Annotated in this window: 12 protein-coding genes; 5 read left to right on the top strand and 7 right to left on the bottom strand. The window is 38.3% G+C overall.

The window, feature by feature from the left end:
* Positions 1 to 117: 117 nt before the first annotated feature.
* Positions 118 to 1,056 (bottom strand): hypothetical protein, encoded by a 939-nt coding sequence (locus HMPREF3216_RS00070; protein WP_155639658.1) that lies wholly within the window; start codon positions 1,054 to 1,056, stop codon positions 118 to 120.
* A 155-nt stretch (positions 1,057 to 1,211) separates the two neighbouring features.
* Here HMPREF3216_RS00070 and HMPREF3216_RS00065 point away from each other — a divergent pair, with 155 nt between their 5' ends.
* On the top strand, positions 1,212 to 2,312 hold the full coding sequence (locus tag HMPREF3216_RS00065) for a polyprenyl synthetase family protein (RefSeq protein WP_060786390.1): 1,101 nt from the start codon (positions 1,212 to 1,214) through the stop codon (positions 2,310 to 2,312).
* A gap of 83 nt (positions 2,313 to 2,395) precedes the next feature.
* Positions 2,396 to 4,675 carry a protein kinase domain-containing protein gene (locus tag HMPREF3216_RS00060; protein ID WP_060786389.1) on the top strand — a complete coding sequence of 760 codons (2,280 nt, stop codon included), beginning with the start codon at positions 2,396 to 2,398 and terminating at the stop codon, positions 4,673 to 4,675.
* Between the two features lie 11 nt (positions 4,676 to 4,686).
* Here HMPREF3216_RS00060 and HMPREF3216_RS00055 read toward each other — a convergent pair whose 3' ends face one another.
* Positions 4,687 to 5,379, bottom strand: a complete 693-nt coding sequence (locus HMPREF3216_RS00055) for a lysophospholipid acyltransferase family protein (RefSeq protein WP_060786388.1) — start codon at positions 5,377 to 5,379, stop codon at positions 4,687 to 4,689.
* Between the two features lie 72 nt (positions 5,380 to 5,451).
* On the opposite strand from HMPREF3216_RS00055, the gene HMPREF3216_RS00050 reads away from it, so the two are divergent.
* Both HMPREF3216_RS00050 and HMPREF3216_RS05990 read left to right on the top strand, forming a co-directional pair.
* The gene (locus HMPREF3216_RS00050; RefSeq protein WP_060786387.1) at positions 5,452 to 6,012 is read left to right on the top strand and encodes a hypothetical protein; all 561 of its coding nucleotides are present in this window, start codon (positions 5,452 to 5,454) and stop codon (positions 6,010 to 6,012) included.
* Positions 5,999 to 6,562, top strand: a complete 564-nt coding sequence (locus HMPREF3216_RS05990; RefSeq protein WP_196485406.1) for an InlB B-repeat-containing protein — start codon at positions 5,999 to 6,001, stop codon at positions 6,560 to 6,562. The genes HMPREF3216_RS00050 and HMPREF3216_RS05990 overlap by 14 nt, the downstream gene beginning before the upstream one ends.
* On the opposite strand, the gene HMPREF3216_RS00045 is transcribed toward HMPREF3216_RS05990, so the two are convergent.
* From HMPREF3216_RS00045 to HMPREF3216_RS00035, 3 genes are all read right to left on the bottom strand, one after another.
* Positions 6,488 to 7,750 (bottom strand): MFS transporter, encoded by a 1,263-nt coding sequence (locus HMPREF3216_RS00045; RefSeq protein ID WP_419470994.1) that lies wholly within the window; start codon positions 7,748 to 7,750, stop codon positions 6,488 to 6,490. The genes HMPREF3216_RS05990 and HMPREF3216_RS00045 overlap by 75 nt on opposite strands.
* A 401-nt stretch (positions 7,751 to 8,151) precedes the next feature.
* Positions 8,152 to 9,105 carry a hypothetical protein gene (locus HMPREF3216_RS00040; protein WP_060786385.1) on the bottom strand — a complete coding sequence of 318 codons (954 nt, stop codon included), beginning with the start codon at positions 9,103 to 9,105 and terminating at the stop codon, positions 8,152 to 8,154.
* A 10-nt stretch (positions 9,106 to 9,115) separates the two neighbouring features.
* The gene (locus HMPREF3216_RS00035; RefSeq protein WP_060786384.1) at positions 9,116 to 9,622 is read right to left on the bottom strand and encodes a GNAT family N-acetyltransferase; all 507 of its coding nucleotides are present in this window, start codon (positions 9,620 to 9,622) and stop codon (positions 9,116 to 9,118) included.
* Between the two features lie 496 nt (positions 9,623 to 10,118).
* On the opposite strand from HMPREF3216_RS00035, the gene HMPREF3216_RS00030 reads away from it, so the two are divergent.
* Positions 10,119 to 10,457 (top strand): hypothetical protein, encoded by a 339-nt coding sequence (locus HMPREF3216_RS00030; RefSeq protein ID WP_060786383.1) that lies wholly within the window; start codon positions 10,119 to 10,121, stop codon positions 10,455 to 10,457.
* A gap of 111 nt (positions 10,458 to 10,568) precedes the next feature.
* Here the strand turns inward: HMPREF3216_RS00030 and HMPREF3216_RS00025 are convergent, their stop codons facing one another.
* Positions 10,569 to 11,471 (bottom strand): hypothetical protein, encoded by a 903-nt coding sequence (locus HMPREF3216_RS00025; protein ID WP_155639657.1) that lies wholly within the window; start codon positions 11,469 to 11,471, stop codon positions 10,569 to 10,571.
* Positions 11,472 to 11,878: 407 nt separating this feature from the next.
* Positions 11,879 to 12,154: a type II toxin-antitoxin system RelB/DinJ family antitoxin gene (locus HMPREF3216_RS00020; protein WP_060786381.1), complete on the bottom strand. Its 276-nt coding sequence runs from the start codon at positions 12,152 to 12,154 to the stop codon at positions 11,879 to 11,881.
* Positions 12,155 to 12,351 lie beyond the last annotated feature (197 nt).

The raw sequence follows: 12,351 nt of genomic DNA, 5'->3' as shown, positions 1-12,351 counted from the left end.
ATTAGGCATTTAATTTTGCTATACCCTAAAGGCACTCTACTATACCACAAAGGCATAGTTATGGCAAGGGCAACTTTTCTTTAAGAAGTTAATCATCTTCTAAGGACGATTCTTTCTTTATGTACGATTTTTCTTTGTTTTTTCTTGAAAATCGTTAAAGTTTTTACACCAAGCTGGCTCTACATGATTGCTATAAGCGTTATAAACAATTCTAGCCATAGAACAATCTGGATCTATGTCTAATGCCATTTCAACATATTTTTCAACGTCTCCCAGCTTAAACCACCAGCTTATATAGCACATTAGAGCGTAAACTTGCACTTTTAACTCTGGAATTCCATCTACAACACAAGCCACTGCCTTCAACAGATTTACCGCGTCTAGAGCTTTGCAAATATCGGGAAGCTCATGTTCTTCATTAAACTTTTCTTCTAGAAAATGCCTTAAAGCTTTAGACATCTCTTTTGTTCTAGGCTCTAAGGCTAGAGAAAGCAAAGAATCAATATCGTAATATTCACCTTTAGAATCCAATAAAGATACAAGCAGCGTGTCTCGAACGTTAATGTTGTCAAACATTGCAATCGGAAGCATTATAAGGTCGTAGCCTACAATGTTTCCGTCTTTTTTGGAAATCATATTATGCCAGTTTCTTATTGATTGATTTACAAAAATATCAAAAGCCGAAAATACTTCTGATTTCCCTCTAACATCTAAATCCCTATTTATATAATCAATGTATTTTTCAAAAAAGTCTTTTGCCAACACTCTAAGATTTTTAATCCAATCATCGTTGTAACCATGATGATTGTTAACATAATCTTTAGGAATGTCTAAAACTGCTACGCACTCTTTTGGAAGATAACTAAGATTCACCTTCTCTATACTTTTTCCAGCAACATTACTCACAGCAAAATAGTCTTCGGAATCGCAGCAAATCATGCTAGCAGCATATAGATTTGTCATCTCTTTAAGAGTTGAATATTCATGCTCTTTGTTTTCAAAAAAATGTGTATCTTCTAACTCATTGTCTATTATTTCGCCATTTATTGTTTCCATAATTCCTCCTTACTTTTGTGTTTTTAAATTTGTAAATAAGAGTTTTGCAGCACGCAAACAATAATGCAATAAAAATTAAGCAATGTGGTTAAAGGCTATAAATCCTAGAAAATACTCGATTTATAATGTCTAAGGCATGTGGATAACTCGTAAATATGAGTTTAGATTCTCAAAGGTCATGCATTGATACGCGTATAAGCGAATTAATTTATAATCAATTTGACTCTTTAGCTTGTAAAAATCTTATTTCTAATTGCAGCGAAACACTTAAAAGCGTTGTATCTCAGGCTATTTTGTCTAGCCAAGGCGGAAAACGACTTAGAGCATTATTAGCTTTAAAGGCTTTTGACGCAGCCAAAGAGAGCAGTAAAGAGAACAATGGCCACTTTTCCAATGACTCAAAAAGCGCAATGTTAAACCTTGCTTGTGCTTTAGAAGTATTTCAAACGGCAGCACTTGTTCACGACGATATAATCGACGAATCCGCTTTAAGGCGAGGAAAACCAAGCGCTTATTGCGCGTTGTCTAAAGCAACAAACAGCCAGCATATTGGAACTGGGCTTGGATTAATGCTTGGAGATATTCTAGCGTCTCAAAGCTTCGATATATCTAGAAAAGCGTGCGAAAATCTTCAAAATCCGCATGAGGTTTTATGCGAGTTTGCAAACATGCAAAAAAACGTTGGAATTGGCCAAATTCTAGATCTTTCAATCGAGATGATGAGCCTAGATAATCCACAAAAACTTGCCGAATCTTCCATAAACGTTTTTAGGTGGAAAACCGCAAGCTACACAACTATTGCACCTCTTTCTCTAGGATTTTTAGCTGCTGGAATGCAAAAAGATTATGCAATAGACTTAGCAAACCAGATTGGCGACCCCTTGGGAATTGCATTCCAACTTGCAGACGATCTTTTAGATATTGTTTCGGATTCTGCTCACACTGGAAAGCCGATTGGAGGAGATATTAAAGAAGGAAAACGTGCTGTTCTTTTAGCAGACGCATTAGAACTTTGCACTCCCGAAGATAAGCTCTTCCTTATAAACGCATACACTTCTAGCAGCAGAAATGAAGATGATGTTAAAAGAATCATTGATATTTACAACAAAAGCGGCGCTATAAGTAAGTCTAAAGAACGCATTCATAATCTTTGGGTTAAATCGCAAGAAAAAATAAGCAACAGCACGCTAAACGCCAATAGCAAAGTCATTCTTAGAAATATTTCTAACATGTTTATACCTAAAGAATGGCAATAAGTATAAATTAAGACTATTCTTTACTGTATTACCTGTACACTTTTAAGTAGTGGGTTTTAATACGCGTATAAGGGATTTACTACATGAGTGAAGTTCAAGCGCAACCAGGAATGTGTATTGAAAATCGCTATCGCATAGTTAAAAAGATAGCAGAAGGTGGCATGGCCACTGTTTATCAAGCGCAAGATGAGCGTCTTAATCGCCCTGTTGCGCTTAAAATCATGCATACGCAACTTGCTCAGGGAATCCACCGAGAACAATTTATTGCAAGGTTCCGCAGAGAAGCAACTTCTGCTGCTGCAATCGCAAATCCGCATATTGTTCAAGTCTACGATACTGGCGAATTTGAAGGACTTGACTACTTAGTTATGGAATATGTTCATGGCGTAAATCTTAGATACGAGATGAACAAATACGGCACTTTTAGCGTAAAAGACACTTTACGCGTGCTGGCTCAAACTTTAGACGGTCTTGCATCCGCACATCTTGCTGGCGTTGTTCACAGAGATATTAAGCCAGAAAATATTTTGATTAACGACCGCGGAAACGTGCAAATCACTGATTTTGGACTTGCGCGAGCAGTATCTCAAGCCACTCTTTCTTCTACAGGGCTTCTTCTTGGAACGGCCGCATACCTTGCACCAGAAATGATTGAGAAGAATCTTGCAACTCCGCAGGGAGATTTATATTCTGCAGGAATGATGGCTTGGGAAATGCTTGCTGGACGTGTTCCTTTTAACGCAGATAATCCCGTAACGCTTGTTTTTAAGCATGTTCACGAAGATACTCCTTCTATAAAAACTGTTTGCAAAGATATCAATTCTTCTGTTGCTGATTTTCTTAGCGCTATTACCGCTCGAGAAATGGAAAAAAGACCAGCCGATGCCAATAAAGCGCTTAACATTTTAAGAGGCATTTGCGCTGGATTAAGCGAACAAGAATGGCAATATAAGTTTGATGCAAATTCAAACGATGAAAATCAACCTCTTGAAGACTCGATAATCGCAAGCAAGTTTGAAGATAAAAAGTCTAATCTAAAATCTCAAATACCACTTCCTCCTAGCTTTGCTAATAACCTTAACTCTTTAGAAAACGAAGAAGTGCTAAATAAAACTGCAGATATAGATAAGACTGCGGATATTGATAAAACAACCGATATTAATGCCACTCAAGCCTTAGAAACAAAGAGCTTCGATTTTGGTGAGGAATCTTCAAACTATTCAACTTCAACAACTTCAACAAACAGCAATCCGCTTGAAGACTTTAACGACAGTAATATGCTCACTGTTACAATGCGCGCTCCGCAATTTATTAGTGAACGTTTAAAAGCTAAACGAAATAAGTCTAATAATGCAGACGGCAACGGCAAAGAAACGCGCAAAAACACGCGCAAAAACATTGTAATTGCATCTTCCAGCTGCGCGGCAATTGTTTTAGCAGCAGCTGCATTTGGAGCGTACTGGTACTATTTAGGCCCTGGAAGCTACTGGTCTTTGCCAAAACCAAGCACGCAAGAATGCGCATCGCAGAGTGCGTGCAAAATAACAAACATTCCTTGGGTAGATTACGAGCGCACGCTTAAAGTATCTAATATTCCTTATTCCGTTTCTAAAGACTTTAGCGACAACATACCCGAAGGAAACATTATTTTCACTAATCCAGATTTTAGTGGCGGTAAAGTTTCTAAGCGCAATGATGGCCGCTTGAAAGTTGTTGTTTCCAAAGGCATACGCAAGTCCACTATTCCAGAAGACATTATGGATCCAACTTCTAGCGCAGGGAAAAATCCTATAAAAGCTTTAAAGAAGGCTGGATTTACTTCTATTACGCATAAATCGAGCGATGACATTTACTCTTTGGAAATCCCTAAGGGTTGCGTTGTTGAAATTTCACCAACCCCTGGAATGCAAATGAATCACAATAAAAACATTACCGTGATTCTTTCTAAGGGTCCTATGCCTGTTTCTATGCCAGACGTTGTTAATCTTACAAAAGAAGAGGCCGACAAAGCCTTTGGCGAAGCAAAACTCGTTCCAAACTACAGCGAAGAGTTTAACGACAAAGTTGAAAAAGGCAAGATTATTAGCGCTAGCGTGCAAAAGGGAGCGCAACTACATTGGGGAGATAAACTCGATGTGGTTGTTTCTAAGGGACCAAAGACTATAACAATGCCAGATGTGCGCAATAAGAACGCTAACGAAGCTAAAAGAATACTTGAATCGCTTGGGCTAAAAGTTAATATTTCTGCGCCTTTGGGCGATCTTATGCATACTGTTAGGTTCCAATCCGCAGCTCCAGGGTCTCAAGTTAGAGTTCTAGACGAAAGCGGAAACCCAACAACCGTAACGCTAACGATTATTTAGCGCTCGATTATTTAGCGCTCTTCGCGCGCATCTTGCATGCGCTTTTTAACAGTTTGAGCATATTCGTCAACGTACTCTTGACCGCTCATCTGTTGAATTGCCATGGTTACTTTATTGGTAAGATCTCGAAGAATGTCGTGAGTAATGTCTTCTGGATTCATCTTGCTAACTTCAATTGGCTCGCCATAAATCGCCTTTGTATTTCCCTTTGCAGGCATAATCTGACCATGTTTTTGAAGCTCGCGAGTGCCAATAATTGCAACTGGAACAATCGGGCATCCCGTTTCTAGCGCCAATCTTGCAGCGCCAGAATGACCCTTATAAAGCTTTCCGTCTGGGCTTCTTGTTCCTTCAATGTGAATTCCAAAAAGCTGACCTTTTTCTAGGATTTCTTTAGCATGATTCAACGCACCAAGCGATTTAGACCCACCAGAACGATCCACAGGGAACACACCAACAGACGTAAACCACCACTTTTTAAAACGACCCTTTAAGCCCTTGCCTTCAAAATACTCGGCTTTGCCCATAAAATGAATCATGCGCGGGCATGTAAGAGGCAAAAGTGCGTCGTCAATAACAGCAAGATGATTTGCTGCAATAATCGCGCCGCCTGTTTTAGGAATGTTGTTAACTCCTTGAGCAGTAGGATGAATCCTTAAGCGTGCAATGAATCCAAACCCCTTTACAAAGAACCAATACAACATGCTAATCCCCGTTCTAGCAAGATTCGCAAAACAGCATTCCAACTATCAAGCAGACTTGCTACAGTATAATTCATGACTTCTTCTAAGAATACCAACTCCCATAACCCTTTGCCGAATAGCGAAAACAGTAATGTTAACAACTCGCTTGGTAAAAACTTTGACGACTCATGGGCTCAATTTGTTAGCGAACATAAAGAGGATTTTAACGATTTAGAAAAGTCAAAAAGTGCAAAAATCTTTAAAAAACGCATTAATCAAGCGGCAAAACCGTTAAAAAATATAGCGTTGAGCGATAAATCTGATTTAAGAAAATCTGATTTAAAAAAATCTGGTCCAAGAGATAATACCAAATTAAGCTGGCTGGATGTTGATAAAACAATGGACGAGTATGGAGATGACTTTATTGCCCCAAACCCTCATTTTAACAACGTTTCCATTACCCTTATAGTTTTATGGAGCGTGTTTATTCTGGGAATTTTAGGCATGATTTTAAGCGTTCTAGTGCCATATCTTGCGCTTTATACTGGCTCTGTTAGTGCTTTCCTGTTTTTGATTGGCGGCGCAGGCCTACTTATGTCTAGAAAAAAGAGCAACACTTCTATCGAAGACTATAACGAGTTTGGAAGGCTATAGGCCAGGTGCATGCGAAACCACTGAATTAATTGCCCATTGGAAAAAAGCCACACAGCACACAGTAACCTTCATCCCAGGCGAAGGCGCTACCTTTAACGACACAACATCAGTTAAGGTTGATGATGGTTCGAAGGTAACTAAGCCTGCTGATCCAACCAAAGCTGGCTACACGTTTGCTGGCTGGTTTAAGGATGAAACTACCAAGTGGAACTTTGATAAAGACACTGTAACGTCTGACGTTACATTAACTGCGCATTGGACAAAGATAACACAACCTCCTACACCTCCTACACCTCCTACACCTACCCCAGGAACAGAAGGCACAGGAGATCCAGAAGATCCAGGAAATCCAGAAGATCCATATACCCCAGGCACACCTGGAGACACAAAGCCAGATACTCACAAAACGCAGCCGCAAATAGAATTCAATGTTGATCCGCAAATTACAACAAAGACAGTATTCACCCCTATGCGCCTAATTTCTAGCGTAGCTAGTATTTGGCAACTGCGGCAAAACAACAAGAAGACCGGCAGTAAAAATCAGCGCTAGTATAGGCAAAAGCTGCCATTGCAACATAGACGAGAATGCAAATCCAATCCAAGAACCAGTAGTAGCACCAATCGCAAACGCAAGGCGCGCCCAACCAGAAAACTTAGCGAGCGTACTTCCTTTAAACAGAATCTGCCGTGCAACAATAATCGGCTCTACCAATAACATTCCGCCAATCGCCTCAAGGAAGAATGCAACGCACATAATTGGCAAAAGATTAATAAACATAAAGCAATAAGCAACCACGCTTGCAGCAATCCCCAAAATCGCAACTTTTCTTAAACCGAGCTTTTGAGACGAATGCGCATACAAAATGGACGCAAGCACGCTTCCTACACCACTGAAAATATACAGTACTGTTAAAGATTGAGAGCTATATTGCTTACCGATACCGAGAAGAATATAGGAAACGGAGCATGCAGGAATAAAAGCGACCAAAAGAGAGCCCAAAAGAAGCATGATTTTACTCTTGAGTGATGGGTTCGCAGATTGCTTAGCTGCAGATTTGTTAGCAACGTCATTTGCTTGCGATTCTTGCGATACTTCTCCTTCTTCACTAATCGCTTGCGATTCATTCTCTACATCTTGCGACGCTTCCTCTTCTACGCAAGATGCTTGCGCAATGTCTTGTTTCATAATAAATCGCGTAGCACAAGCCGCAAAAGAAGTCACGGACGAGAAAATCAAAACCGCAGGAATTGACCAGCTTGCAATCCAAGATCCAAGCGGAGAGCCAAGCAGTGTTCCTGTAACACTCGCCAAAACGCTCACAATGCCGCTGTAGTTTACAATCATGCCATCATCGCCTCCGGCAGCATCAACCTCGAAAACTTCGCTAGCAATATCAATCACTTGACCAGTAATCAACAACGCGCAAGAAAGAGCTACAAGCGACCACTTCCACGCAGGAGAGCCAAGCATAAGAAGCGGTAGCAAACTGAGCACGCCTTCTACGCCTTCAGTCATAGCAAGAGCGCGAAAACCGCCAAGCTTATCAACAATCCAACCAGAACATGGCGAAAGAAAATCGGCAACCGTCATAAAAGTCTTACGAAAACCAATCACCCAAGCCGGCAAGCCCACAATAATAATCGAAGGCAAAACCGAGCCTTCATACGCTTGATTGCCGAGCATAGAAAAACAGAATCCAACCAGCGCCCATCGCAATGCTGGACTAATAGATCTCATACGAATAAAAATATTATCTTTGCTAAAAATTGACTTCACTGCAACCAGCTCTCCTCTAAAACTCTTTCAAAATAACGCATGCCTACACGCAAACTTACATAACTACCTTCAAATCGCTATCCAACTTAAATAATTCAATACAAACTACACAAATCCAATAGCTTATTTGACAAATTTAATAACACAATACTCTCGTTTAAAAAAAAAGCAAAAATTGCATTATGTCTTAGCGAATATCACACTATTATGTATGTTTTGGCGCATTTAATCACATTATTATACGTATTTTAGTGTATTTAATCACATTATTATGTATTGCATAATTATCAGCATAAAAGCAAACACTTTCCACGTACGTAGAACCCTTTGCTCAAAAGAGAAGAAAACAGTCTTATAAAATCTTATGCGTCTACTGCGGTTCTTCTCCGTGGGTGCCACTTGATAACGAGAACAATATTGGTAAGCACAATACCAACGACTACGCTCACCCATACCAAGCTCGGTGTAAGCAGCCAAGCGAGAACACCGAAAATCAGCAGTCGAAGCAATACAACAATAACCAAGAAAGGCCAACTTTTTGTTAGGCATTTCTGTTGATCAGCCTTCAATGCGCCCATCATAACCATAACCGCAGCTGCCGCGCAAGAAAATAGCATGTTGCCCAAGAATATGACGAGTAGCGTTCGCCAGCCAGCGATAGTACCAAGCATCCACCATTGCAGCATCAATGCAAGCAAAAATGTAACAACAGCATATACTGATTCCATCAGCATATTCGCAACGATTAACGAGGAGAATGTTAAAGACACGCCTCTAGGAGTGTCTGTTTTACCTTCGCTCGCATTCTGTAATGCAATCGTGTTTCTCACCTCGGCGCGCTTTACGCGCTCTTCTTCAAGCATTTGAACGCCAAGCTCAACCGATTTCTTTGAAGCTTCCTGTAATTGCGCATCCGTCATCCCTGGCTGCCAAGGCTTTTCTAAAACAAACATCAACACACTAGTAATCGCTGCACCAATAATAATGCTTAGCAACATAGTATTGGAAACAAGCAATAAAGCAATACCAGAAGTCACCAGAAGCCTTAACGCAAAATCGATGATTCCAATAAGCAAATACCCGTCATCTGGTCTACGATGCCTATACCACTGCAGATACGCTGCACTTAGCAGCGAAAACACCACAATACTCAACGCGAGTATGACCACAGTTTCCCAACCTAGTACGCGGCGCCCTACGAACTGCTGCACAAGCAACGCAATAATAAGCGTGCAAACGCCAGCAACAGTTTCTGTAACCACATTATCCCAAAAAGCATGCTTGAAAAGCACTGGCCTTACCTTCGTCTCACTCATCATCTTTCCTCTATATATTAATCCAATACCTTCTTGTTGTAACGTTTCCTCTTGATAAGCTATTTTTAACTTTGTTTTCTAAAATTCCACCATTATTTTCTATGACTCGTATCGAGCCAATATTGTCATCATCACACGTAATCAAAATTTTATGTAGATTCAGAGTCTCTTTACAATATGTAAGTGCCATAGAAAGCATTTTTGTTCCATAGCCCTTCATACATTCAGACTGTCTAACTTCGTACCCTATGTGACCACCATAGTTAATTAAAAAAGAATTTAATTCATGCCTAATATTAATCTCACCAATAAATTTTTCATTATCTATCAACCAAAATGTAGTAGCTCTAACATAATTTTCAGGCAAATTTATACCATGCTCATAGTTATAAGAACTCTCTATAATTGTCTCAGGGTGTATAAAACGTCTTTCTGCATTCGGCCTAAGAATTTCATCTTCTTCATTTGCTTCTATATAACCTTGAATATATTTACTATCTGGTCTAATTAATTTCATAAGTTCCTCTTATTCTTAATATGCAATTCTAATAAGAATACAATTCTATTAAAATTAGAATCCATAATAGTCCGTTTAACTTTAATAGTAGTCATCGCGAAACATAATCTATACAAAAGCAAAATCAAGCAGATTACGCATCTCTTCCAGTAGAAAATCTGGTAAATCGCCATAGCTGAGACTTTAAAAACAGCAGCGGTACTACGTGGTCAAACAATACAGCATCACAAAACTGTAAACATATGTTATTGATTATCGTATTATAATGTGCTATTACATAAGCAGAATAAAATTTTGAACATAAAATAAAAATTCGGGGTGCCACAGTTTAGGCACTCCGACCAAATAAAGTAGAGTATTCTACAACTTGGTAAAATAGTCTATATTGCTTGTGTGGCAACAAATGGATATAAAAAAAAGTCCGTTTGTAACAAATATAGATAACAATACGATAAAAGAAAAATAGCAGGGAAAGTTTTTTAAAGATGGGAGAAAAATGTTTTACTCGAATCTTACAGATGATGCAATAACATTAATTAACCGTTGCGACATTGAAGATGCATGTATTTATGGACGTTTTGAAAGAGGCAGCGACTTATACTATAAATCCGAACTAGTTTATTACATCGACGTATACTATCTTGACCACGCACGTTACCCTTCGTTTGATGATTTCTACAACACTCAAATAGAAGATTTAAAAGATAAAATTCCCCGCGACACAGTGGAATGGTTTTATAAGCGAAGAATAGATTATCTTAACGGCAAAATAGAAGAGGATTACGACCTTAAAAGCGGCAAGTTCTCAAAACTTTATGATAATAACGACGACTGAAAAATTGACTGAAAAATTGGGAAAGCAAAAAGCGGCCGTTTAAAAAATAAAACAATAGCCGCTTTTTATAATTTAGCGTACAAAGCTCCGAAGACGAAGCTTCGGAGAGCGTTATTTATCAGCTATTGACGGATGATCATAATAATATTTTTCATAATTCTTCCAGAAATATTCAACGTCAGAAGGAGTGCATACAGGGTTCTCACTCTTGTTCATGTCGTGAAGGAATTGCAAAGCTTCATAATCGGAGCCGAAAAGCTTATCGAAGTTTAAATAATCTCTTCCCACGCAATCAATAATCTTCGCGTAATGAATTTTTTCTCTCTCAAGTTTCCTTTTCATTCTTTCAGGTAAAGAGTCTTCATCTTCCGCGCATGCTATATACTCCTCAGGGCTGCACATTTGACCTCTTCTAATTAGCAGTTTTCTATAAACTGCAATGTTTCTTTTTTTAGCTTCTTCTAAAGCTCTTTGATAATATGCATTACCAGAAATTTCATAATATTCATCACCATCAACGTCATCCTCAATATTTTCAGATGCAAGCTGCTGAATATCGGCGTCTACATCGATGTTAACATTCTCTGGATTTTCTTTTCTTTCTTCTTTAACGCGCAGAACATCTGGTCTTAAAAATTCAATAACAAGCACTGCAATAACTAATATTGTGTAGTTATATTTCACTTCATTTGGAATTAAGAAAAGAACCGCTGTCATTACAACATGAATTATTAAGTTATGTTTTACAATCTTATTGAAAAAAGTATTATTTCTGTAACTGCTGGGTTTAAAAATAAGATTATTATTTTTATGATAAATTAGCTCAACATAGCAGATGCATACTAAAAATACTACTAGCGTGATTAATGACATTATCGATTGATATACATGAGCGTGCAATAATAATCTTTCAAAAACGTTAATAAGATAGCAGTATTTCATTGCTTCTGACGTTATCAAAATTAAAGCTATGATGATTGAACGTGATGTTAACTTTTCTCTTATTTCTTTCATAATTAATTGCTCTTTCTTGAAAAATATGTTACGCAATTTTTACCATCATTTTTTAAATTTTATAAGCGAGAAGATTTAAAAATTATACTTTGCTTTTCGCTGATTATAATAGCGACAGAGGACTCAAAAATAGCCTAAATGCCCCTAGGCTATATGTCGCATTATGCCTTAGACATATCGCACTATTATCACACTATTATGTATGTTCTGACGCATTTAATCACATAATTAATTAATCACATTATTATATATATTTTAGTTTTTTTAATCACATAATTATACGTATTGAGTAATGCTCAGTATAAAAACGCAGAAAGACACATAGCAAAAGCATTGGTTTTAGCACTAAATATTTTAATTTTCTAAAACCAAGTTCACACCACGGCTGCTAATCAGCGTTCAAGCTCCTAAAAAACATCATCTATCGGATAACTATCACCACGAACCGCCTGATCATAACCTTTAGCCATCAACGCGTTAAACGTTTTCTCATCCATATCATCTTGTGCTGGAAGAGACTTTGGAATAGTAAGCGAAAACGGAATACCCTTATTAAGAATGATTTGACGATAAAACATGTCAATAGCCGTAGCCCTAGGAACTCCAATAGTTTCCAGAATCTGCTGCACCTGCTGCTTAATATCCTCTTGTATTCTCACATTCACATTCGCTGTATTCAACAAAGTACTAAACGATTTAGTATCAAAATTATAGTGAGGTAATGAACTACAACATTTGTTTAGTGATTACCCAATCACAAATCTGCGACACACCATAAGACATATAACAAATTACGAAAATAATAAGAAATTTTATCAAAAGTTATATTGTTATAACATTTTGCAAGAAATTTTCTTTTAGAGCACCCCCCCCCCCCCCC

The organism is Gardnerella vaginalis (genome assembly GCF_001546455.1).
GTDB classification, from domain to species: domain Bacteria; phylum Actinomycetota; class Actinomycetes; order Actinomycetales; family Bifidobacteriaceae; genus Bifidobacterium; species Bifidobacterium vaginale_B.
This window is presented reverse-complemented; position numbering and strand designations above follow the sequence as displayed.

Bases quoted from the DNA above. Each gene is read 5' to 3' on its own strand.
- HMPREF3216_RS00070 (WP_155639658.1), bottom strand. From the start codon at position 1,056: ATGGAAACAATAAATGGCGAAATAATAGACAATGAGTTAGAAGATACA.
- HMPREF3216_RS00065 (WP_060786390.1), top strand. From the start codon at position 1,212: ATGAGTTTAGATTCTCAAAGGTCATGCATTGATACGCGTATAAGCGAA.
- HMPREF3216_RS00060 (WP_060786389.1), top strand. From the start codon at position 2,396: ATGAGTGAAGTTCAAGCGCAACCAGGAATGTGTATTGAAAATCGCTAT.
- HMPREF3216_RS00055 (WP_060786388.1), bottom strand. From the start codon at position 5,379: ATGTTGTATTGGTTCTTTGTAAAGGGGTTTGGATTCATTGCACGCTTA.
- HMPREF3216_RS00050 (WP_060786387.1), top strand. From the start codon at position 5,452: ATGACTTCTTCTAAGAATACCAACTCCCATAACCCTTTGCCGAATAGC.
- HMPREF3216_RS00045 (WP_419470994.1), bottom strand. From the start codon at position 7,750: ATGAGATCTATTAGTCCAGCATTGCGATGGGCGCTGGTTGGATTCTGT.
- HMPREF3216_RS00040 (WP_060786385.1), bottom strand. From the start codon at position 9,105: ATGAGTGAGACGAAGGTAAGGCCAGTGCTTTTCAAGCATGCTTTTTGG.
- HMPREF3216_RS00035 (WP_060786384.1), bottom strand. From the start codon at position 9,622: ATGAAATTAATTAGACCAGATAGTAAATATATTCAAGGTTATATAGAA.
- HMPREF3216_RS00030 (WP_060786383.1), top strand. From the start codon at position 10,119: ATGTTTTACTCGAATCTTACAGATGATGCAATAACATTAATTAACCGT.
- HMPREF3216_RS00025 (WP_155639657.1), bottom strand. From the start codon at position 11,471: ATGAAAGAAATAAGAGAAAAGTTAACATCACGTTCAATCATCATAGCT.